The sequence below is a fragment of the Pseudoalteromonas sp. NH0006-26 genome (assembly GCF_057552415.1).
Window position 1 is genome coordinate 316,104 of the sequence record NZ_BAAJMJ010000004.1, and the last position, 21,559, is coordinate 337,662.

Consider the following 21,559-nt stretch of genomic DNA (forward strand, 5'->3'; position numbering starts at 1 on the left):
CACACTGGGGTTTTCATGAAGCGCCATGAGATCTATACTAGGCGCGCAATTTGGGATAGTTGTTTATTTGCATAAATATTCAGCTCTTTTAATATAAAAAATTGGATAAAGCATCATGAATTTGCATGAGTATCAGGCAAAACAACTTTTTGCCGAATATGGTTTACCAGTTTCTCAAGGTTTCGCTTGCGATACACCTGAAGAAGCTGCAGCAGCTGCTGAAAAAATTGGCGGCGATATGTGGGTTGTTAAAACTCAGGTTCACGCAGGTGGACGTGGTAAAGCTGGCGGTGTAAAGCTAGTTAAAACTATCGACGAAGTTAAAGCGTTTGCAGCTAACTGGTTAGGTAAAAACCTAGTTACTTACCAAACAGACGAGAAAGGCCAGCCAGTTGCTAAAATTTTAGTAGAAAGCTGTACAGACATCGCTAACGAACTGTACCTAGGTGCTGTTGTTGACCGTGCTTCTCGTAAAGTTGTGTTCATGGCGTCTACTGAAGGCGGCGTTGAAATTGAAACGGTTGCTGAAGAAACACCAGAACTTATCCACAAAGCTGAGATTGATCCTTTAGTAGGTCCTCAAGCTTACCAAGCTCGTGAGCTTGGTTTTAAATTGGGTCTTAACCCTACACAAATGAAGCAGTTCGTTAAGATCTTTATGGGTCTTGGCAACATGTTCAACGATTTCGATTTCGCATTACTTGAAATCAACCCACTAGTAATCACAGATGAAGGTAACCTTCACTGTCTAGATGGTAAAATCGGTATCGATGGTAATGCACTTTACCGTCAACCTAAAATCCGTGAAATGCACGATCCATCTCAAGAAGATGCACGTGAAGCTCACGCAGCAAGCTTCGAGCTTAACTACGTAGCCCTAGATGGTAACGTAGGTTGTATGGTTAACGGTGCAGGCCTAGCAATGGGTACTATGGACATCGTAAACCTACACGGTGGCAAGCCAGCTAACTTCCTAGATGTTGGTGGCGGCGCGACTAAAGAACGTGTTTCTGAAGCATTCAAAATCATCCTTTCAGATGACAACGTTAAAGCTGTTTTAGTTAACATCTTCGGCGGAATCGTTCGTTGTGACATGATTGCTGAAGGCATCATTGGTGCAGTTAAAGAAGTAGGTGTAACAGTTCCAGTAGTTGTACGTTTAGAAGGTACTAATGCTGAATTAGGCCGTGAAGTACTTGCTAAGTCTGATCTTAACATCATCGCTGCTGAATCATTAACAGACGCGGCTGAAAAAGTTGTTGCTGCTGCGGAGGGCAAATAATGTCTGTATTAATCAATAAAGATACAAAAGTTATCTGTCAAGGTTTCACTGGTGGTCAAGGTACTTTCCACTCAGAGCAAGCGCTTGAGTACGGTACACAAATGGTTGGTGGTGTAAGCCCAGGTAAAGGCGGTCAAACGCACCTTGGTCTTCCAGTATTTAACACAGTACGTGACGCTGTAGAAGCAACAGGTGCAACTGCATCTGTGATCTACGTACCAGCACCTTTCTGTAAAGATGCAATCTTAGAAGCTATCGATGCAGGTATCGAGCTAATTGTTTGTATCACTGAAGGTATTCCTACACTTGATATGGTTGACGTTAAAGTTAAACTAGATCAAACAGGTACTCGTATGATCGGTCCTAACTGTCCAGGTGTTATCACTCCTGGTGAGACTAAGATTGGTATCATGCCTGGTCACATCCACAAGCCTGGTAAAGTAGGTATTGTTTCTCGCTCTGGTACTTTAACGTACGAAGCAGTTAAGCAAACTACAGACGCTGGTTTTGGTCAGTCTTCTTGTGTTGGTATTGGTGGTGATCCAATTCCAGGTACTAACTTTATCGACGTTCTAGAATTGTTCGAAAAAGATCCACAAACTGAAGCAATCGTAATGATTGGTGAAATTGGTGGTACTGCAGAAGAAGAAGCTGCAGAGTACATCAAAGCTAACGTAACTAAACCTGTTGTTTCTTACATTGCTGGTGTTACTGCACCAGAAGGTAAGCGTATGGGTCACGCTGGCGCAATCATCGCTGGTGGTAAAGGTACTGCTGACGAGAAATTTGCTGCATTAGAAGCTGCGGGCGTAAAAACTGTACGTTCACTGGCTGATATCGGTAAAGCACTTAAAGAAAAAACAGGCTGGTAATCAGCGTTTATTCTTTAAAAAAGGCTCGCAATTGCGAGCCTTTTTGTTATTTATAGAAAGAGCATATAGCCCTATATTTTAAAACGGGTAACTTATATGTTGAAAAAAGCGTACAGCTAAATCTTGGCGTTGTTTATTAATTGCTAACTCATCACATAAGCCATGAATAGTTTTTTCTACTTGGTTCATAAAGCGACCATAGCCAATTTCATGTTTATTATGCTCAGCTGCCACAATTACAAAATGCAGTGTTTCGACTAATTTATCGGCTTCAAAAAATACTTTCATTTGTGGCGCTGAATCTTCTATATCAAAACTAATTTTTTGTAGCTCTTCATTTCCCTCATTTCGATCTACTTGGCTGTTGCGAATTATTGGCATTGCCCCATTAGCAACCATCGCAGCGTGGGTGAGTTTATTATCTTCACATAACTGGGTAAATAGTTTTGAAAAGTGAGAGTAGAATGGCTGGTAAGTTTGGCTGTTAACCTCGCTCTGAAACTGCGTTTTAATATTACGTGTTACCGGTACCGAAAAGGTAACATAGGTCATTTCTGCATGTGTGCTTGGTATCTCGCATTGTCTTGATTGATAACGAGGGTACAAACTTCTTAATTTATAACCGTAACTTTCTTTATTGCCTTTTTCTTTAGCGAATAAATCATAGGTTAAATGCTGATGATCACGTAATTTAAAGCTAGGTTGGTCTACAAATAATTGCTGTTGTAAAAGATCCAATACTTTTTGTACATTGTTATGAAATTGTGCGGAGTGAGCACGAATATCATCCCCAGTGGCTAAAAACAGTAAGCGAATCTTTTTGCTTTGCTGATCTTCTGTGTAATGAAGTTTATGTGCTTCATGGTAACGAGGATTATAAAAAAATAACATTTGCTTATCGGTTTCAAGTTGATAAGACTCATCATGAAATCGCACGACCGGTAGTTTATCATTGGCGAGTAAATGCACATTGTGAAGTTCATATTCATCACAAGCGGCAAATAGTTGGCGAGCAATACGCTGATAACACGAATTTATATTACTAAAGCTCTTATAAAAGTCATCGTTTGGCGTGATTTCAGCTAATAAATAATGGTTTGCTCTAGCATTGCTTGGGATATAAACACGGTGTTGATTTAATGAAGCCATCTTTCGTTCCTGTAAGTTGGGTTTATTTTATACTATAGAATGCTTTGATGACTTAAATATTGCGCTAAAACAAATTTTGTTCATAAACTATCCCTTATTAAACAAACTTTGTTAATTACCAGCATAAACCCGTATCTATTACTGTATGTTACGCTTGGTTTTTGTAATAATGCATTAGTTTTGTTATCACGCAATATACAGAGGTTTATACTCCTATGGCGGAAATCGAGAATCGCCCAAGTAACTTTATTAGAACCCGAATTGATGAAGATTTAGCAAGTGGAAAACATGCTACAACGCATACCCGTTTTCCACCAGAACCAAATGGCTTTTTACATATTGGCCATGCAAAATCAATTTGCCTAAATTTTGGTATCGCCAAAGACTATAACGGTTTATGTAACCTTCGTTTTGACGATACAAACCCAGAAAAAGAAGATATTAACTACGTTAATTCAATTAAAGAAGACGTACAGTGGTTAGGGTTTAATTGGGATGGTGAGATTAAATATTCGTCAAACTATTTTGATGTGCTTTACGGCTATGCAGTTGAGCTAATTGAAAAAGGTTTAGCGTATGTGTGTTTTTTAACAGCCGATCAAGCACGTGAATACCGTGGCACATTAAAAGAGCCAGGTAAAAATAGTCCTTATCGCGATACCTCGGTTGAAGAAAACCTCGCATTATTTGAAAAAATGCGCAACGGCGAATTCAAAGAGGGTGAATGTGTTCTCCGTGCTAAAATTGATATGGCCAGCTCATTTATGGTGTTGCGCGATCCAATTATTTACCGCGTTCGTTTTGCACATCATCACCAAACAGCGGATAAGTGGTGCATTTACCCAATGTACGACTTCACGCATTGTATTTCTGATGCCCTTGAAGGCATAACACATTCATTATGTACATTAGAGTTCCAAGACAACCGTCGTCTCTACGACTGGGTACTTGATAACATCAGCCTTGAATGTCACCCTCAGCAAATTGAGTTTTCACGCTTAAACCTTGAATACACTATTATGTCAAAGCGAAAGCTTAATGACTTAGTGGTAAATAATAAGGTAGAAGGGTGGGATGACCCACGTATGCCAACGATTGCGGGTCTTCGTCGTCGTGGTTATACACCGGCTTCAATTCGTGAATTTTGCTTACGTATTGGTATTACTAAACAAGAAAATATGGTTGAAATGGGTATGCTTGAAGCGTGTATCCGTGATGACTTAAACGAAAATGCACCGCGTGCGATGGCTGTACTTGATCCGGTTAAAATCGTGATTGAGAATTATCAAGCCGACACCGTTGAAACATTGTCTGTTGCTAATCACCCAAATAAAGAAGAAATGGGTCGCCGTGATGTGCCTTTTACCCGTGAAATTTTTATTGAACGTGAAGATTTCCGCGAAGAAGCAAACAATAAATTCAAACGTTTAGTACTTGATAAAGAAGTACGCTTACGTGGTGCTTATGTAATTAAAGCCGAACGTGTTGAAAAAGATGATAACGGTGAAATTACCACTATTTACTGTACTTACGATCCTGAAACATTGGGCAAAAACCCAAGCGATGGGCGTAAAGTAAAAGGGGTGATCCATTGGGTATCTGCACCAGAATCGGTAACAGCAGAAGTACGTTTATATGACCGTCTGTTTAGTGTGCCTAATCCTGCAGCAGCAGAAGATTTTGAAAGCACATTAAACCCAGAGTCATTAGTTGTTATTACTAATGCAAAACTAGAACCTTCATTGGCAAATTCACAGCCTGCGCAAGGTTTCCAGTTTGAGCGTACCGGCTATTTTTCACGTGATACTAAGTCAGAGAACGTGGTATTTAACCAAACTGTAGGTCTGCGTGACTCATGGGCTAAAATAGAACAGAAGTAATTCTGCTCTATTTTAGATACAAAAAAACCTGCTTAAAGCAGGTTTTTTTATGCAATTAATAATATTAACTATTGTTTTGTGCAAACGCCTTACATGCGTCTTTATCTTCACACTCGCCGTACAGGTAAAGAGAGTGGTTAGTTAACTTAATACCGTTTTCATCAGCAATCTCGAGTTGACGACGTTCAATTAAGTCATCTTCAAACTCAACAACTTTGCCACATTTTAAACATACTAAATGATCATGGTGAGTACTACCAGAAAGTTCAAATACAGACTTACCACCTTCAAAATGATGACGACTTACAATACCCGCATCATCAAATTGGTTTAAAACACGGTAAACAGTCGCAAGACCAATTTCTTCGCCTAGATCTAATAAAACCTTGTAAACATCTTCAGCGCTTATGTGTTGGTTATCTGGAGATTGAAGAATCTCTAAAATTTTAATACGCGGTAAAGTTACCTTTAGCCCGGCTTTTTTAAGTTCCAAGTTATGATCAGTCATTAAATCTGTCTCAATTTTATTTAGTTATACTAGACATCTTGCAAGATGTACTCGTCACAATAACAGTTAGGATAACGTGCCTTAGCAGGAAGTGCAAAGAACAATTGATCTATATCAATATTAACGCGGAAAATGCTAACTGTTTGATAATATTTTAAACAGTTAGCATAAAAAAGGGGGGATTAATCTGCTAACTCACTTAAGCACATTTCATCATATACTTGAGCACACCATTGTTTAACGCGTTGCTCTGTTAGTTCCGGCTGACGGTCTTCATCAATACCTAAGCCTACAAAGTGCTTGTCATCCGCCATACCTTTTGATGCTTCAAAATCATAGCTGTCTGTTGGCCAATGACCAACAACAATAGCACCACGCTCTGTTACGATATCGTTGATCATACCCATTGCATCTAAGAAGTATTCTGCATAGTCTTCTTGGTCGCCACAGCCAAAAATAGCCACTAGCTTACCTTCAAAGCTTACTTCTTCAAGCTCAGGAAAAAAGTCATCCCAATCACACTGCGCTTCGCCATAGTACCAAGTTGGAATGCCGAATAAGATCAGATCAAATTCAGCTATCTCTTCTTTAGAGCTTTTTGCAATGTCATGCACAGCAACGAGCTTTTTACCCAATTCTTTTTGGATCATTTTTGCTACGTGTTCTGTGTTACCTGTATCACTTCCGAAAAAAATGCCTACACTTGCCATGGATTTAAACCTTTTATCTATCAATAGCCAATCTTTCTTGTAAAATTGTTTCGATCAACGCACTACGGCTAATATTTTGTGCATCTGCCATATCACTCAAAGCCTGATACAGCTGTGACGAAACTTTAAATTCAACACGCTTTAAGCCACGTGCTTTATCTCTTTTTATTTGATTACGTTTATTGACCTTTAACTGCATATCCCGTGGAAGGGGATTGGTTTTCGGTCTACCTGGACGTTTCTCGTATTCAAATAAATCAAGCGTTGTTCTATCTGTTTCTGACTTGGCCATGCTTAACCTACACCCGCACCTTGCCAAAATACCTGAATAAGTCCTTTGGCAATAAAGCCAGAGCAACCTAAAAAAAGTACCAGCCACACAATATAACGACCAAATTTAGGCACATTGCCGCTTTTCAGTACGTCTTTAATTGCCAAGCCGATAAAAATAAAAATACCTGCTAAGCCAAAATACAACCCTAAGGTATCAAATTCGTTAATAAACTGACTGACCATCGACGTATAACCTTTAAATTAAACGGCGCGTACTATAGCACATAAATCTTTAATTATTTAGTGTGATAAATCAAAAACACGCCACAAAAATAACATTAAACTGCAGTTAAAAAATCATTGATTGCTTTGTTTACAGCCTGTGGTTTTTGGGCATGTAACCAATGACCCGCACCATGGATGATTTTTGCACTTACATTTTTAAACAGCGAATTAATTGCTTCACGGTGCTCAGCTAATATGTAGTCAGAGTCATTACCTTTAATAAACAGAGTTTCGCATAAACAAGAATTATTTGCATTAATGTTGTCGGTAATTGTCGAATATTTATTATCAAGCACTGATAAATTGAATCGCCATACAAATTTCCCTGCATCATTTTTATATAAACTCTTTAGTAAAAATTGACGTACACCTAACTCTTCTATATACGGTTGCATTACTAAATCAGCTTGCTTTCTATCACTAATATCTGCATTTTTTACTGTATTTAATGCCTCAATGATTTGGGTATGACGAGCCGGGTAGCTAACTGGGGCAATATCAAGTACCACTAACTTATCGACCAATTCACTATGGGTTAATGCAACTTGCATAGCCACTTTACCGCCCATGGAATGCCCTACAAGGTGGGCTTTTTGTATTTTCAATTTCGCCATTAATTCCACAATGTCATTGGCCATGGCTAGGTAATCCATTTCATCACTGTGTGGAGAAAGGCCGTGGTTACGTAAATCGACATTGGTTACGCAAAAGTGTTCACTTAATGGTTTTGCAATCACATTAAGGTTTTCTAATGAGCCAAACAGTCCATGGATCAAAACAACATCAGGACCTTGACCAATTTGTTTGTAATTTAATTGCATAAACGTCTCCCATAATTTTGCGCATAGTTTGCCGAGCATTAACTAAAAAAGCAAAAAATACAGATATTATTTAAACGCTGGATGCAAAATACCTAGCTCTCTGATTATTTGGTCATTATTAATTATATGTTTAGGGTAGCGTGGGTTGTAACTCGCATTTCTAACTGGATTGGGTATATACCCAATCCATCACAAGATACAGAATTCAGCGTTTCACCGGGGCTTAATATCAAGGCGTTAGTTTGCAACAATGGCAATCCCTTTTAAAAATTAACAACGATGAGAGTAAGTTCCTGTGAAACGCCCAGAGGGTTGGTTTAAAAGAGATTTATACTGCGTTATTGATTTTAGCAATAGAATGACTATTGTTTGTAATCAATGCCTTGCCTAAATCGCTTTTAATTCCAACTGAAACTCGCATCTTGAGGTGATTTGGGTATAATCATATCGAAAGAAAAATGTGACCCGTAATGACAGGAAGAACATGAAACAAATCGACATAGACGACGAGTTATATCAGTACATTGCTAGCAATACCCAGAGTATTGGTGAAAGTGCATCGACTATTTTACGTCGTTTATTAAATCTCAGCGGCGAAAAAATTCACACTACAAAATCAGACACTGATCATAAAAATGAAACTGTTAGTGTGTCTAATCCATCTGAAGAACAACAAGTTGCTGCCGTTGAACAGCCAGCCTCTGTGGCGAAACCGCCGGTAAATAAAAAGAATGCGAACGTATTTAATATTTTAAATAAAGAAGAGCTGGCAATGCAAAAAGGTGTTGTTGGTCGTTTCTTATTTATATTAAGTGCATTTTACCGAACGCACAAAACTGACTTTTCAGCAGTGCTTGATATCAAAGGCCGCGATCGTGTTTATTTTGCGACCAGTAAAGAAGACTTAGTCAATAGCGGTAGTAGTATGAACCCTAAAAACATCACCGATAGTGAATATTGGGTGATGACTAATTCAAATACTACACGTAAAAAAATGATGCTGCATGAAGTTGCACTTAGCTTGGGCTATAGCAATGAGCAAGCTGAAAAAATTCGTGATTATCTTTAAGGAAATACCATGGCAATTCATTCCGGTGCAGGCAAAACTGCACCACAATCGGTTTTAGTGAATGTACCAAAGTTAGTGTCTGCGTATTATTTAAATGAGCCTGATCTAGAGCAAAACCCTGAGCATTGTGTTGCCTTTGGCACCTCAGGGCATCGTGGTTGTGCATATGATGTGAAATTTAATGAATCCCACATATTATCAATCACCCAAGCTATTTGTGATTACAGAAAGCAAAACGATATATTTGGCCCATTATTTTTGGGTAAAGACACCCACGCATTAAGCGAAGCCGCCTTTAACTCAGCGATAGAAGTGCTGGTTGCTAACGAAGTGCAAGTGATCACTCAAGAAAATGGCGACTTCACACCAACGCCGGTAATTAGCCACGCTATTGTTAGTTATAATAAAAATCACCCAAATGAATTAGCCGATGGTATTGTTGTTACTCCGTCTCATAATCCACCGGAAGATGGCGGTTTTAAATACAACCCACCTAACGGCGGTCCTGCAGATACAGATGTAACAAAATGGATTGAAGATAGAGCCAATCAGCTTTTACTCGAAGACCTAGTTGAAGTAGAACTGTTTCCATTTGCTAAAGCGTCGCGTTCTGGTTTTATCCGCTATGAAGATTTAATGACACCGTACATTAATGATCTAGAAAACATTGTTAACTTAAAAGCGATTAGTGATGCAGGTATTAAAATTGGTATCGATCCATTAGGTGGTTCAGGCATTAACTTTTGGCCAGTGATTGCTAAAAAATATAATCTAGATTTAACCGTTGTGAATGACAGTGTTGATCCGCGTTTTGCATTTATGCCGCTGGATAAAGATGGCAAAATTCGTATGGATTGCTCATCGCCTTATTCAATGGCGAATTTAATTGCCCTTAAAGATGATTTTGATTTATCGATAGGTAATGACCCTGATTATGACCGCCATGGCATAGTAACACCAGACGGATTAATGAATCCAAATCACTTTTTAGCAGTAGCCATTGATTATTTACTAACGCATCGTGACTGGGATGCCGGTGTTGAAATTGGTAAAACCCTCGTTTCTAGCTCAATGATTGATAAAGTCACTGAGCGTAATAACCGTAAAGTTAAAGAAGTGCCGGTTGGTTTTAAATGGTTTGTTGAGGGGTTAAATAAAGGTAAATTGGCTTTTGGTGGTGAAGAAAGTGCTGGTGCTGCTTTTTTACGTTTTGATGGCAGCGTTTGGTGTACAGATAAAGATGGCTTTATCATGGGGCTTCTTGCCGCTGAAATTCTTGCAGTTACAGGTAAAACACCGTCTACGTTATATAAAGAACTAGAGCAAGAATTTGGTGCACCACTTTATAAACGTTTAGATGCGCCGGCAACGCCTGAGCAAAAATCACGATTAAAAGCGCTCAGTGCAAATGACGTAAAAGCCGATACCTTAGCGGGTGAAGCCATTTTACAAAAACTTACTCATGCGCCAGGTAATAATGCGGCAATTGGTGGATTAAAAGTAGTAACTGAAAGTGGCTGGTTTGCTGCTCGTCCGTCAGGTACTGAAGATATATATAAAATATATCTAGAATCATTTAAAGGCGAAGAGCATTTAGCCTTATTAGAAAAAGAAGCTAAAAAACTGGTTGATTCAGTAATTAGCTAATCTGCAATTAAAATTAAAAACGGCTGATTTATTCAGCCGTTTTTGTATCTACAATTTATAAAACAAAAAGGGCTTTATAGTGATGTCAGCCACTTCAGAATATATTAATCAATTAAAACATGATGGTGATTTTTTAACGCTTTCTCGAAACCATGAATGGCATTTGGATGCAGGCCAATTTACTCTTAATAATAATACGCAAGTAACCGTGCATGATACCGGTGTAATTGAATTTGAGCCTGATTGTATAACGTCAAAGAATGTGGTGCTTTCAAGTGCAATTCATGGCAATGAGACAGCCCCTATAGAAATTTGCGATGAACTGATTAAACACATTATTAGTGGAAAACTTGAATTACAACAACGGGTTTTATTTATTTTTGGTAACCCTCAGTCAATTAATATTGGTAAACGCTTTGTAGAAGAAAACTTAAATCGTTTATTTAATGGGCACCACACTGTAGATGGCATCGCGATGAACGACGAACGTATTCGTGCTGCAAAACTTGAACAGTACGTTAGCGATTTTTATGCACGCTCAGAGCAGGACACGTATCGCTGTCATTATGATTTACATACCGCTATTCGTGGTTCTAAAAATGAGAAGTTTGCTGTTTACCCATTTTTACATGGCAAGCCTTGGAAAAAGTCGCAACTGCAGTTTTTATTGAGTTGCGGAGTTAATACGGTATTAATGATGAAATCACCCGCTACCACGTTTAGCTACTATTCATCGTGTGTGCATGGGGCTGATTCGTTTACCGTTGAGCTTGGGCAAGTAAAACCCTTTGGTGAAAACGACATGTCGCGCTTTGTAAAAACCAAGCAAACATTAACTGCATTAATTAGTCAAAAAGAAGTGGAATACCCTAAATTTAATGCAAGTGACTTTGAGTTGTTTTCTGTTCATCGCACAATTAACCGCACAGAGCAAAACTTTAGCTTCCCGTTTTCTGATGATGCCGAGAACTTTACAGGCTTTGCAAAGGGTGAGCTTTTAGCAACTGATGGTGATAATGCAATTTATGCGGACGTAGAAGGGGAAGCGATTATTTTTCCTAACGCACAAGTTGCTATTGGACAACGTGCACTATTAACGGTTGTGCCTATGCAGGTGGATAGTCGTTTTAGCTAATTCAACACATCAGACCACTTGTTATGAAAGTTTAACCAACTGATTAATAAGTGGTTAATTATATGTATAGTTAACTTGCCAGTTTTTTGCTCAATATTTACTTTTGTTTGGTCACAGTTTTGTTGAATAACACTTTACGTTAACGTAAAGTGTTGGCAGCTTTAATTAAATACAGTGCAGATGTTGCAAAGTTTATTCAGCAACAATCACCCATAATAATAATTTAAAGGGGCACTGTGATACCGACAACAAGAGAAGGTAGGTTATGAGTAATCCCAATAACGTATCGCTGAATATTAACCATGAGCTTGAGTTCATCGACGGTCACGCGCTTAATATTCCAACCCTTAGTATTTTAACTGAGGACGGCGACATTCATCCTAGTGCTCCTGCACCTGACATTTCTAAACAAACCGCTATTAAATTATACGAAACCATGCGTTTTATTCGTTTATTGGATGAACGTATGCAGGGTGCTCAACGCCAAGGCCGTGTTAGCTTTTACATGCAGTGTTTAGGTGAAGAAGCGGCGGTAACAGCCTCTGCGGCAGCCCTTGATCAAGATGATATGATTATGGCGCAATACCGTGAGCAAGCGGCGTTGCATTACCGTGGTTTTACGCTTGACCAATTTATGAATCAGATGTTTTCTAACGAATTAGATCTTGGTAAAGGCCGTCAAATGCCGATCCATTATGGTTCTAAAGCACTTAACTACATGACAATTTCATCGCCATTAGGAACTCAAATTCCACAGGCCACCGGTTACGCATACGGTCAAAAAGTAAAACATATCGATGCTAAAACAGGTGAACTAGCAAGCACTATTGATAACGTCACCATTTGTTATTTTGGTGAAGGTGCCGCTTCAGAAGGTGATTTTCACGCAGGTCTTAACATGGCTGCAGTGCACAAGGCACCGGTTATCTTTTTTGCACGTAATAATGGTTATGCTATTTCTACCCCAGCTGATGAACAATTTAAAGGTGATGGTATTGCATCGCGTGGCGTAGGGTATGGTATTAAAACCATACGTGTTGATGGCAGCGATGCACTCGCTGTTTATGCAGCAACTAAAAAAGCCCGAGAAATTGCAGCAACACAAGGTGAACCTGTACTGATTGAATCGATAGCCTATCGTTTAGGCGCGCACTCAACATCAGACGACCCTAGTGGCTACCGTTCAAAAGACGAAGAAGCAAACTATAAAGCGTGCCCAATAGAGCGCTTTAGAAAATGGCTAGTGAAACAAAACTGGTTAGATGACGCAGAAGATATAAAAGCCAAAGAAACAATTCGTGATGATATTTTAGCGGCGCTTAAACGCGCTGAAGTAATTGATAAACCAGCCTTAGAAGAATTAATTTCTGATGTGTATGACACGCCAATTCCATCTTTACAACGCCAATATGATGAGCTTAAAACACATATAAAAGCTCATCCTGATGCCTATCCAACAACAGCAGGGAGAATTAAGTAATGGCTAAAATGAACATGCTACATGCAATTAATTCTGCTTTAGATATCACCATGAATGAACACCCTCAAGCGTGTATTTTTGGTGAAGACGTGGGTTATTTTGGCGGCGTTTTTAGAGCAACATCAGGCTTACAAGAAAAATACGGAAAGCACCGTGTATTCAACACGCCGCTTACAGAGCAAGGCATTTTAGGTTTTGCTAATGGCTTGGCTGCATTTGGTGCCCCCGCGCTTGCAGAAATTCAATTTGCTGATTACATCTTTCCTGCGTTTGACCAAATAGTGAATGAATCGGCTAAGTTTCGTTACCGTAGTGGTAATGAATTTAATGTGGGTAATCTAACAATACGCACACCTTACGGCGGCGGTATTGCTGGTGGTTTGTATCACTCGCAATCGCCAGAAGCGTATTTTGCCCATACACCAGGGTTAAAAATTGTCGTGCCACGTAACCCTTATCAAGCTAAAGGCTTACTTCGTGCATGTATTAAAGACGATAACCCAGTGCTATTTTTTGAGCCAAAACGTTTATATCGTGCATCTACGGGTGAAGTGCCAGAAGAAGATTACAGCATTGAACTAGGTAAAGCTGAGGTAGTTCAAGAGGGCACTGACGTTACTTTATTGGCGTGGGGCGCACAAATGGAAATCGTAGAAGCAGCCGCTAAACAAGCCAGCGAGCAAGGTATTAGCTGTGAGGTGATTGACCTTCGCAGTATTTTACCGTGGGACGTTGAAACGATTGCTAAATCAGTGACAAAAACGGGTCGGCTTATTGTTAGTCATGAAGCACCTATTACTAATGGTTTTGGCGCCGAAATTGCGGCAACCATCGCTCAAGAGTGTTTCTTGCATTTAGAGTCACCTATTTTACGTGTCTGTGGTTTAGATACACCATACCCGCTGGCGCTTGAAAAAGAATATGTTCCAGATGCATTGAAAGTAATGGCCGCAATTAAACAATCAGTGAACTTTTAGGGGTTTCCATGGCTAAAGATTTTATATTACCCGACATTGGTGAAGGCATTGTTGAATGCGAAGTAGTCGAATGGCTGGTACAAGAAGGTGATACAGTAAAAGAAGATCAGCCTATTTGTGATGTGATGACAGATAAAGCCTTAGTGCAAATTCCTGCGGTACACGATGGGGTGATCACTAAGCTGCATTGCAAAAAAGGCGATATTGCTAAAGTGCATGCGCCATTATTTGCAATGGATGTTGCCGGGGAAGCACCCAGCGAAAAGACTGAAACATCATCGGCACCAACATCAACTCGTGAACACTTAGAAGATTTTATCTTACCCGATATTGGTGAAGGTATTGTTGAGTGTGAAATTGTAGAGTGGTTAGTAGCAGAAGGCGATGAGATTGAAGAAGACCAAGCTGTTTGTGATGTAATGACTGATAAAGCGTTGGTACAGATACCGGCTAAATATACCGGTACCGTACAAAAGCTATATTATCAAAAAGGTGAAATTGCCAAGGTACACAGCCCGTTGTTTCAAATGACCATAGCAGGTCAAGCAGCAAAAGAAGATGTTGATGTTAATCAAGCGGTCGTAAAAGCACAAAGCAATGCAACTAACGATGCACCGGTTAAACAAACACAACCACAAACTGCGATTGTTAACGAAAAAGCAGTTGCCTCACCTGCGGTTAGACGCAAAGCGCGAGAGCTTGATGTAGATTTAACTTGCGTACCAGGCAGTGGTAAAAATGGTCGTATTTATAAACAAGACATTGAAGCGTTTATAAAAAATGAAGTGCCATCTGGTATGGATACTTCTGAGCTTAACAAACCACAAGCTTCTGAGAGTAAAAAAACCAGCAGTACTGAACATGCAGCGAGCACAGGTGGAACGCGAACAGAAGCGATTAAAGGCATTAAAGCGGCCATGGCAAAACAAATGGTGGCGTCGGTTTCTACTATTCCACACTTTACCTACAGTGATGAAATTGACTTAACTGATTTAATTGCACTTAGAGCAGATCTAAAAGAGCAATATAAAGCACAGGGTGTTAAGTTAACTATGATGCCGTTCTTTATTAAGGCGTTATCGTTGGCAATGAGTCAATTCCCAGTACTTAACTCAAAAGTAAATGATGATTGTAGCGAAATTACTTACTATGACGATCATAACATTGGGGTTGCGGTAGACTCTAAAGTCGGTTTATTAGTGCCTAACATTAAGGCTTGCCAAACTAAAAGTATTGTAGAGGTTGCTAACAGTTTAACTCAGCTTACTGATTCTGCTCGCGAAGGGCGAGTTGCACCTGATGATTTAAAAGGTGGCACTATTAGCATTTCTAACATTGGTGCAATTGGCGGCACTATTGCAACGCCAATCATAAATAAGCCAGAAGTCGCGATTGTGGCACTTGGTAAATTACAGCACCTTCCACGCTTTGATCAGCATGGGCAGGTAGTTTCACGTGCAATTATGCAAGTAAGTTGGTCAGGTGATCACCGTGTAATTGATGGCGGCACGATAGCGCGCTTTAACAATTTATGGAAAGAATACTTAGAGCAACCAGCTAAAATGATGATGGCAATGCGCTAATCTTTTTCATTAAGTTGTTAATAAAAAAACCAGCAAATTAGCTGGTTTTTTTATATCTTGAAAAGTAAATTAATAAAAGGTAAAGCGATTTAGCTGAAAAAATACAGTCCATAACCCACTAATAACGCCGGAACTGCGGTATATAGTGTGGCAATAATGGCCGCTCTGGGTGCCATAGCAATGGCAGGGAAAAGCGCATCGCCATCGTTGGAAATGGCGTTCGCTGCTAAAGCACTAAACGGTATCACACCTTGAATGTATAACGTGGTGACAATGATTTGCGGCCCACAACCGGGTAAAAAACCAATTAATACCGCAATTAAAGGTGCTAAATAGGCATAATTTAAAAACCATGTTTTTAAATCAAGACCAAACACGCTCACCAGTAGTTCAAATAATATAAAGGAGGCAACCACCCACGCGGTTACAAAATGAGTATCTTGCAGTACTTTTGTTATTTTTGAAGGCGGGCTGCATACATCGTCTTCTGAGGTCACTTCCTTATAGCTTTCACCTTTTGATGATAGCGCCCACATAAACACCACAAACAATGCCATTAATGCGCCAAAAAAACTGACCGCATTTACTACATGATTGCCAAATTGGCTTAAATCAATATTAAACGCCAGTATAAAAGCAATCAGTAACCCAGGAATAATAGCCATTAACCAAATAGGCTTGCTCAATTTTATTATTTTGGTTGGCAATACAGTCACCGGTTGTGTTTGCTTTTGATTGGTAGGGCATAAATAACCCGTTTTATGTAGTTTATTAACCAGTAAGCCTGTTAGCGTTCCAACGACTAAGCCTATTGCCATTATCGATAACCCGTCAGTAGGGCGTGTAGCTAATAATAAAAATGCGGCATCACCCATTGTAGCCGTTAATACCGCGACAATAGCCCCAAAGCTTGCTTGTCCCTTGGTAAATTGGGTAACCACAATGATTGCACCACCACAGCCTGGCAGCATACCTAAAAAAGCAGCAAAGCTGACCTCTAATACAGGAGACTTAGCATTTAGATAACGAAGCTCTAGTTGGGGTAAATGATCAATTGCGTAGTAGTAAATAAATAGGGTCGCAGCAACAAACACACTGACTTGAAAAAAAGCATCACTAAGTGCAGTGATTGTTATAGTGCGTAAGCTGGGCAGGGCTAAACAAACTAAAATTAACAGTGGTAAAATTAGGCGTTTATTTTGATGAAAAACACGTTTTGCAGCTGGCGAAATAACTCCCAAATGTTCTGTTAAAAACATACAGTACGACCTAATTAATAAACTAGATCGCACTGTACTACTTTAGTAAATGATAATCAATATCATTTAGGGGGTTGCTTGAAAACGTTTATTTACGTTGAAACTCAGAGTTTTCATTCCAAGTAGGCCATTGAGTTTGCTGTGAAATATCAAAACCTACTTTATAAAATAGTTGTAAATCTTGAACCGCACCTGATAAATCCCACTCATCACGATATCTATCACAAGGCTGGTGGTAACAACCGCGCAATACTAAACTCATACGCTTGCGATAATTAGCCGTTTCTTCGTCAAATGCTTCTGAACCACCACCGGCATACATAGCAGGTACACCCATATTGGCAAAGGCAAAGTGATCTGAGCGGTAGTAACCACCTGAAGATGGTTTAGGGTCGCCCGATACTGTTCTGCCTTGCTCTTTTGCAGCAGTTGCTAATAGTTCATCCATTTGTGATTTACCAATACCTACAACACTAATATCTTTTACTTTACCTAATAGGTTTAAGCTATCCATATTAATATTTGCAACGGTTTTATTTGCTGGAATAACCGGGTTAGCGGCGTAATATTTTGAGCCAAGCAAGCCTTGTTCTTCAGCGGTTACCGCTAAAAAGGTCATTGAGCGGTCAGGGCGTTTACCTAGTTTAGTAAAGGCTTCAGCCACTTCGATCATACCGGCTGTACCTGTCGCATTATCGTGGGCACCATTATAAATTTGATCGCCTTTACGATTTTTATCCGTTCCTAAATGATCCCAATGCGCAGAGTAAATAATATGCTCATCTGGCGTTTTACTACCAGGAAGAGTGGCAATAAAGTTATAAGATACCGATTTTTTGATGGTATTTTTTACATTCACAGTGGCAGCTAAATCGCCCATATCTACATGGTAAGCGCCTTTAGCTGCTTCTGCTTTAGCAGTATCAAAATCAAGGCCTGCTTTAGTAAATAGCTCTTTTGCTACATCAACAGTAACCCAACCTTCAACAGCAACACGATCCATGTTGTTATTATCTTTTACAAAACCAAACTGCTCGCCACTCCACGAGTTCTCAACCACTGACCAAGGGTAAGAAGCAGGAGCCGTTTCATGAATGATAATAGCGCCCGCTGCACCTTGACGGCTTGCTTCTTCGTATTTATAAGTCCAACGGCCATAGTAGGTCATGGCATCACCGGTAAATAAGTTTGGATCTTTAGTTGCAAAACCCGGATCGTTTACCAGCATCACGACGGTTTTACCCTTAACATCTAGGCCTTCGTAATCATTCCAATTATATTCAGGTGCGTTAACACCGTAGCCGACAAATACCAGCTCTGAATTTTCAATCCCTTCTTGCGCACTTATACGGCTACTACCCATTACCATGTCTTTTTTGTATTGGTAGTCTTTACCGCCAATATTAAGCACCATGTCTGAGTCTGCTTCTAATGATACAAGCGGTACTTCTTGGAAAAAGCTATCACCGTTACCCGGTTCAAAACCCAATGCAGTAAATTCTTTTGTTAAGTAGTCAAGCGTAAGCTTTTCACCTTCAGATGAAGGAGCACGACCACCAAACTCATCAGAGGCTAACACTTTTACATGCTTAGCAATTTCATCGGCTTGAATGCTGTTATAGCCTTTCGCAACATCGTCAGAAGTGATACTTGTTGTTGCACAACCCGCTAGAATCGCTGTTGTGATTAAGGTCAAAGAAAAATAACGTTTCATATTGGCTCTTTTTTTGTTCTAAGTGGCCCTAGTATATGAACTTCTGTTAATTAGAACCAGTTTTTGCGGTAAACTGTCACGGATAAAAATGTACAGTAAAGGTAACAATGAAGCGTTTTACTCCCCCAGAACAATTTCAAGTAACGAGCCTAAACACAGGGGCATTTGCTCACTTACGTCAGCTGTTTAAAATTCATCAACAAACAGACTGGCCAGAACCTGCGTATTTTGCCCCGTACTTAAATGCCATAAACGCAAATAATCTCCCCATTCGTTTTATCGATGATGCCAAGGTTGACTTTGCTGAACGCTATTATGAACAAGTCATTTTTGAAACAGGGGAAGTCCCCACGCGCCAACAAAATTGGCATGATCTGTTTGGTGGTTTTATTTGGTGCTTATTTCCAAAAACAAAAGCCCTTATTAATCAGCGTCATGTTGATGAAATAGCGTTGCATGGATTAAAACAGCGTAGTAAACATCGTAACGCTTTAACCCTATTTGACGAATGCGGTGTGGTTTTAGCTATTAGTGAATCACAGTGGAAAGAGTGGTTAAGAGACCACCAATGGAAAACAGCGTTTATAGAGCATAGAGAGCTGTGGGGTAAAACCATAGCGCCATTTATGTTTGGCCATGCTAATTATGAAATGTTGACTAAGCCTTATATTGGGCTCACAGGCAAAGCCTTATTTGTAAGTGTGCCGGATGAAATATTTTGTAAAGATTTAGTAACGCAATACCAGTACCTAGATCAGCGACTTTATGAGATGATTAAAAACGATGATTGTTTAGCCGATAATAAACAGCTTTCACCCTTACCCTTATTAGGTGTTCCTGGTTGGTGTGAGGAGAATAACAATTCATCATTTTACGACAACACGGACTATTTTAGACCGAAACGAAGGACACGAAAATGATAGAAGTCACCGCGCTTAAAAAGAAGTTTAAGCTCACTAAAGATCATAAAAAAAATAAAACAGATGAAATAGACCCACGCGAAGATAAAGATTATTTTCACTCGGTTAAAAATGTCAGCTTTAGCTGTGCAAAAGGCGAAGTATTAGGGCTATTAGGGCCTAATGGCGCGGGTAAAACCACCACCTTAAGAATGATTTCAACCGCATTAAAACCGGATGATGGCAGTATTACTATTGCTGGAAATGACATAATTAAAAAGCCACTCATTGGGCGTAAATCTATCGGGTTTTTGTCTGGCTCTACTGGTTTATATGGCCGTCTAACGGTAAAAGAAAATATCGAATATTTTGCAAAGCTACATGGCATGAGCAAGCAAGCAATCAAGGCACGCTGTGAAGAGTTATTTACCTTACTCGATATGCATAAATTTATTGATAAGCGCGCTGAAAACTTATCAACCGGTATGAAACAAAAAGCCAATATAGCGCGTGCTGTAGTGCATCACCCAGATGTTGTTATTCTTGATGAGCCAACTACCGGGCTTGATATTATGACCACTCAAACAGTAATTAACTTTATTAAAGGCTTAAAAGCACAAGGAACTCCGGTTATTTTCTCAACGCACCATTTAGATGAAGTTGCACTTTTATGCGACCGTGTAGCGGTCATTAATGAAGGTATAAGTTGTTTTGATGGCACCCTCGCTGAATTTAAACAAGCGGGTAACAGCGAAGAATTAAACCAAGCGTTTATGAACATATTAACGGAGAAGCAAGATGTTTGAGGTATTTAAAAAGGAATTAACAGAGCTGTTACGCGATAAAAAAACCTTGTTGTTCGTGGTGGTATTTCCGATTGTGGTTTTTCCGTTGTTATTTGCTGTGGTTGCGTTTATCTCTTCGCAAGCCGCGCTTGATGCAGAGCAAAAAGTGAATACTTATGCGATTATCAATGGCGACTTTGCCCCAGAATTTACTGATAAAGTGTTTTATCATAAAAGCTTTGAGTTATATAAAGGCGATAAAACCTTCAATAGTGTTGAGGAGCTAAAAGCAGGCGTAACTGCTGGCGATATCGACATGGGCATATACTTACCAAGCGATGCAGTGCAAACATTAGATGATAAAAAGCAAAGTGAATGGCAAGTTGTATTTAATGATTCAAAATCAATTAACTTCTTATTTGAGCGTGTAAAAGAGCTTGCTAAAGAGTACAGCGATACACTTCAAGAAAGTAAACTATTAAGCTTTGGTATTGATAAAAGCGCACAACAATCTATTTTAAAGCCAATTAATGTGGTTAAAGTTGATACTGCAGACAAACGTGAAAACTTAGGTGAAAAAGTAGGTGGGTTTTTACCTTATTTACTTATCCCGTTAGTACTGATGGGGGCAACTTACCCAGCAATAGATTTAGGCGCTGGCGAAAAAGAACGTGGCACGTTAGAAACTTTACTACTTACGCCAATTACTCGTACAGAGCTAGTATTGGGTAAATTTATAACTCTACTCACTACTTCAATCGCATCAACTACTATCACCGTGATTAGTATGGGGTGTTGGATAGCATTAGCACTCGCATTTGCTGATCTAGAGTTTATTAAAGCCGCGTTTAGTACATTAGGTATTACAGACTTGCTGATGATTTTTGTATTGTTATTGCCAATTGCAGCTATTTTTTCTGCATTAGCATTGGCTATATCAATCTATGCACGTTCGTTTAAAGAAGCACAAAATTACATGACGCCATTAAGTATGGTGGTATTTTTCCCAATTATTATTTCCATAATGCCTAATATGGAACTGACCGCTAAAACAGCCTTTATTCCGGTTACTAACGTCGCCTTAGCGATTAAAGAAATTATTAAAGGCACCGTCGATTACACGCTGGTTGGATTGATATTTTTAGCTACGGCACTGATAGCCGGTGCGCTACTGGCATTTTGTGTTAAGTGGTTTAACCGCGAAGACGTGTTGTTTAGATAACCATTTTAA

General features: G+C 39.5%; 20 protein-coding genes. 12 read left to right on the plus strand and 8 right to left on the minus strand.

The window, feature by feature from the left end:
• The first annotated feature begins 115 nt into the window (after positions 1-115).
• The gene (sucC, locus tag AC27JR_RS08625; RefSeq protein ID WP_008464053.1) at positions 116-1,282 is read left to right on the plus strand and encodes an ADP-forming succinate--CoA ligase subunit beta; all 1,167 of its coding nucleotides are present in this window, start codon (positions 116-118) and stop codon (positions 1,280-1,282) included.
• Positions 1,282-2,154, plus strand: coding sequence for a succinate--CoA ligase subunit alpha (gene sucD, locus AC27JR_RS08630; protein WP_010390118.1), 873 nt, complete (start codon positions 1,282-1,284; stop codon positions 2,152-2,154). The genes sucC and sucD overlap by 1 nt, the downstream gene beginning before the upstream one ends.
• 78 nt (positions 2,155-2,232) lie before the next feature.
• Here the strand turns inward: sucD and AC27JR_RS08635 are convergent, their stop codons facing one another.
• Positions 2,233-3,303 carry a DUF3083 family protein gene (locus tag AC27JR_RS08635; RefSeq protein ID WP_487173339.1) on the minus strand — a complete coding sequence of 357 codons (1,071 nt, stop codon included), beginning with the start codon at positions 3,301-3,303 and terminating at the stop codon, positions 2,233-2,235.
• A gap of 215 nt (positions 3,304-3,518) precedes the next feature.
• Between AC27JR_RS08635 and glnS the strand changes: the two genes are divergently transcribed.
• Positions 3,519-5,183, plus strand: a complete 1,665-nt coding sequence (glnS, locus tag AC27JR_RS08640) for a glutamine--tRNA ligase (RefSeq protein WP_008112102.1) — start codon at positions 3,519-3,521, stop codon at positions 5,181-5,183.
• 64 nt (positions 5,184-5,247) lie between these two features.
• Here the strand turns inward: glnS and fur are convergent, their stop codons facing one another.
• The 5 genes from fur to AC27JR_RS08665 all read right to left on the minus strand — a co-directional run bounded on the left by fur (position 5,248) and on the right by AC27JR_RS08665 (position 7,780).
• Complete coding sequence (gene fur / locus AC27JR_RS08645) at positions 5,248-5,691, minus strand: ferric iron uptake transcriptional regulator (protein ID WP_008113768.1); 444 nt, start codon at positions 5,689-5,691, stop codon at positions 5,248-5,250.
• A gap of 182 nt (positions 5,692-5,873) precedes the next feature.
• Complete coding sequence (fldA, locus tag AC27JR_RS08650; RefSeq protein WP_008113772.1) at positions 5,874-6,401, minus strand: flavodoxin FldA; 528 nt, start codon at positions 6,399-6,401, stop codon at positions 5,874-5,876.
• Positions 6,402-6,414: 13 nt separating this feature from the next.
• Positions 6,415-6,693, minus strand: a complete 279-nt coding sequence (ybfE, locus tag AC27JR_RS08655; RefSeq protein ID WP_008113775.1) for a LexA regulated protein — start codon at positions 6,691-6,693, stop codon at positions 6,415-6,417.
• Positions 6,694-6,695: 2 nt separating this feature from the next.
• Positions 6,696-6,917: a DUF2788 domain-containing protein gene (locus AC27JR_RS08660; protein ID WP_008113777.1), complete on the minus strand. Its 222-nt coding sequence runs from the start codon at positions 6,915-6,917 to the stop codon at positions 6,696-6,698.
• Between the two features lie 95 nt (positions 6,918-7,012).
• A complete protein-coding gene (locus AC27JR_RS08665) occupies positions 7,013-7,780 on the minus strand; it encodes an alpha/beta fold hydrolase (protein ID WP_487173340.1) in 768 nt (255 codons plus the stop codon).
• Positions 7,781-8,264: 484 nt separating this feature from the next.
• On the opposite strand from AC27JR_RS08665, the gene seqA reads away from it, so the two are divergent.
• The 6 genes from seqA to AC27JR_RS08695 all read left to right on the plus strand — a co-directional run bounded on the left by seqA (position 8,265) and on the right by AC27JR_RS08695 (position 15,671).
• Positions 8,265-8,849, plus strand: a complete 585-nt coding sequence (seqA, locus tag AC27JR_RS08670; RefSeq protein WP_010390110.1) for a replication initiation negative regulator SeqA — start codon at positions 8,265-8,267, stop codon at positions 8,847-8,849.
• A gap of 9 nt (positions 8,850-8,858) precedes the next feature.
• On the plus strand, positions 8,859-10,496 hold the full coding sequence (gene pgm, locus AC27JR_RS08675) for a phosphoglucomutase (alpha-D-glucose-1,6-bisphosphate-dependent) (protein WP_487173341.1): 1,638 nt from the start codon (positions 8,859-8,861) through the stop codon (positions 10,494-10,496).
• Between the two features lie 82 nt (positions 10,497-10,578).
• Positions 10,579-11,631 (plus strand): succinylglutamate desuccinylase, encoded by a 1,053-nt coding sequence (gene astE / locus AC27JR_RS08680; RefSeq protein WP_487173342.1) that lies wholly within the window; start codon positions 10,579-10,581, stop codon positions 11,629-11,631.
• A gap of 265 nt (positions 11,632-11,896) precedes the next feature.
• Positions 11,897-13,111, plus strand: a complete 1,215-nt coding sequence (locus AC27JR_RS08685) for a thiamine pyrophosphate-dependent dehydrogenase E1 component subunit alpha (RefSeq protein ID WP_008466734.1) — start codon at positions 11,897-11,899, stop codon at positions 13,109-13,111.
• Complete coding sequence (locus AC27JR_RS08690; RefSeq protein WP_010390106.1) at positions 13,111-14,088, plus strand: alpha-ketoacid dehydrogenase subunit beta; 978 nt, start codon at positions 13,111-13,113, stop codon at positions 14,086-14,088. The genes AC27JR_RS08685 and AC27JR_RS08690 overlap by 1 nt, the downstream gene beginning before the upstream one ends.
• Before the next feature lie 8 nt (positions 14,089-14,096).
• Positions 14,097-15,671, plus strand: coding sequence for a dihydrolipoyllysine-residue acetyltransferase (locus tag AC27JR_RS08695; protein WP_487173343.1), 1,575 nt, complete (start codon positions 14,097-14,099; stop codon positions 15,669-15,671).
• 89 nt (positions 15,672-15,760) lie between these two features.
• Here AC27JR_RS08695 and AC27JR_RS08700 read toward each other — a convergent pair whose 3' ends face one another.
• The gene (locus AC27JR_RS08700) at positions 15,761-16,930 is read right to left on the minus strand and encodes a putative manganese transporter (RefSeq protein ID WP_487173344.1); all 1,170 of its coding nucleotides are present in this window, start codon (positions 16,928-16,930) and stop codon (positions 15,761-15,763) included.
• Between the two features lie 88 nt (positions 16,931-17,018).
• Entirely contained in the window at positions 17,019-18,644 is a 1,626-nt protein-coding gene (locus AC27JR_RS08705; RefSeq protein ID WP_008113796.1) for a M28 family metallopeptidase, read from the minus strand.
• Between the two features lie 107 nt (positions 18,645-18,751).
• On the opposite strand from AC27JR_RS08705, the gene AC27JR_RS08710 reads away from it, so the two are divergent.
• The 3 genes from AC27JR_RS08710 to AC27JR_RS08720 are packed head-to-tail and all read left to right on the plus strand — an operon-like array spanning position 18,752 to position 21,550.
• Positions 18,752-19,564: a DUF3025 domain-containing protein gene (locus AC27JR_RS08710; protein ID WP_008113798.1), complete on the plus strand. Its 813-nt coding sequence runs from the start codon at positions 18,752-18,754 to the stop codon at positions 19,562-19,564.
• Positions 19,561-20,349 (plus strand): ABC transporter ATP-binding protein, encoded by a 789-nt coding sequence (locus AC27JR_RS08715; protein WP_008113800.1) that lies wholly within the window; start codon positions 19,561-19,563, stop codon positions 20,347-20,349. The genes AC27JR_RS08710 and AC27JR_RS08715 overlap by 4 nt, the downstream gene beginning before the upstream one ends.
• Positions 20,342-21,550, plus strand: a complete 1,209-nt coding sequence (locus AC27JR_RS08720) for an ABC transporter permease (RefSeq protein WP_008113802.1) — start codon at positions 20,342-20,344, stop codon at positions 21,548-21,550. The genes AC27JR_RS08715 and AC27JR_RS08720 overlap by 8 nt, the downstream gene beginning before the upstream one ends.
• The last annotated feature ends 9 nt before the right edge of the window (positions 21,551-21,559 follow it).

What these genes read in the sequence shown, in the direction of transcription:
- sucC (WP_008464053.1), top strand. Translation starts at nt 116, where the DNA reads ATGAATTTGCATGAGTATCAGGCAAAACAACTTTTTGCCGAATATGGT.
- sucD (WP_010390118.1), top strand. Translation starts at nt 1,282, where the DNA reads ATGTCTGTATTAATCAATAAAGATACAAAAGTTATCTGTCAAGGTTTC.
- AC27JR_RS08635 (WP_487173339.1), bottom strand. Translation starts at nt 3,303, where the DNA reads ATGGCTTCATTAAATCAACACCGTGTTTATATCCCAAGCAATGCTAGA.
- glnS (WP_008112102.1), top strand. Translation starts at nt 3,519, where the DNA reads ATGGCGGAAATCGAGAATCGCCCAAGTAACTTTATTAGAACCCGAATT.
- fur (WP_008113768.1), bottom strand. Translation starts at nt 5,691, where the DNA reads ATGACTGATCATAACTTGGAACTTAAAAAAGCCGGGCTAAAGGTAACT.
- fldA (WP_008113772.1), bottom strand. Translation starts at nt 6,401, where the DNA reads ATGGCAAGTGTAGGCATTTTTTTCGGAAGTGATACAGGTAACACAGAA.
- ybfE (WP_008113775.1), bottom strand. Translation starts at nt 6,693, where the DNA reads ATGGCCAAGTCAGAAACAGATAGAACAACGCTTGATTTATTTGAATAC.
- AC27JR_RS08660 (WP_008113777.1), bottom strand. Translation starts at nt 6,917, where the DNA reads ATGGTCAGTCAGTTTATTAACGAATTTGATACCTTAGGGTTGTATTTT.
- AC27JR_RS08665 (WP_487173340.1), bottom strand. Translation starts at nt 7,780, where the DNA reads ATGCAATTAAATTACAAACAAATTGGTCAAGGTCCTGATGTTGTTTTG.
- seqA (WP_010390110.1), top strand. Translation starts at nt 8,265, where the DNA reads ATGAAACAAATCGACATAGACGACGAGTTATATCAGTACATTGCTAGC.
- pgm (WP_487173341.1), top strand. Translation starts at nt 8,859, where the DNA reads ATGGCAATTCATTCCGGTGCAGGCAAAACTGCACCACAATCGGTTTTA.
- astE (WP_487173342.1), top strand. Translation starts at nt 10,579, where the DNA reads ATGTCAGCCACTTCAGAATATATTAATCAATTAAAACATGATGGTGAT.
- AC27JR_RS08685 (WP_008466734.1), top strand. Translation starts at nt 11,897, where the DNA reads ATGAGTAATCCCAATAACGTATCGCTGAATATTAACCATGAGCTTGAG.
- AC27JR_RS08690 (WP_010390106.1), top strand. Translation starts at nt 13,111, where the DNA reads ATGGCTAAAATGAACATGCTACATGCAATTAATTCTGCTTTAGATATC.
- AC27JR_RS08695 (WP_487173343.1), top strand. Translation starts at nt 14,097, where the DNA reads ATGGCTAAAGATTTTATATTACCCGACATTGGTGAAGGCATTGTTGAA.
- AC27JR_RS08700 (WP_487173344.1), bottom strand. Translation starts at nt 16,930, where the DNA reads ATGTTTTTAACAGAACATTTGGGAGTTATTTCGCCAGCTGCAAAACGT.
- AC27JR_RS08705 (WP_008113796.1), bottom strand. Translation starts at nt 18,644, where the DNA reads ATGAAACGTTATTTTTCTTTGACCTTAATCACAACAGCGATTCTAGCG.
- AC27JR_RS08710 (WP_008113798.1), top strand. Translation starts at nt 18,752, where the DNA reads ATGAAGCGTTTTACTCCCCCAGAACAATTTCAAGTAACGAGCCTAAAC.
- AC27JR_RS08715 (WP_008113800.1), top strand. Translation starts at nt 19,561, where the DNA reads ATGATAGAAGTCACCGCGCTTAAAAAGAAGTTTAAGCTCACTAAAGAT.
- AC27JR_RS08720 (WP_008113802.1), top strand. Translation starts at nt 20,342, where the DNA reads ATGTTTGAGGTATTTAAAAAGGAATTAACAGAGCTGTTACGCGATAAA.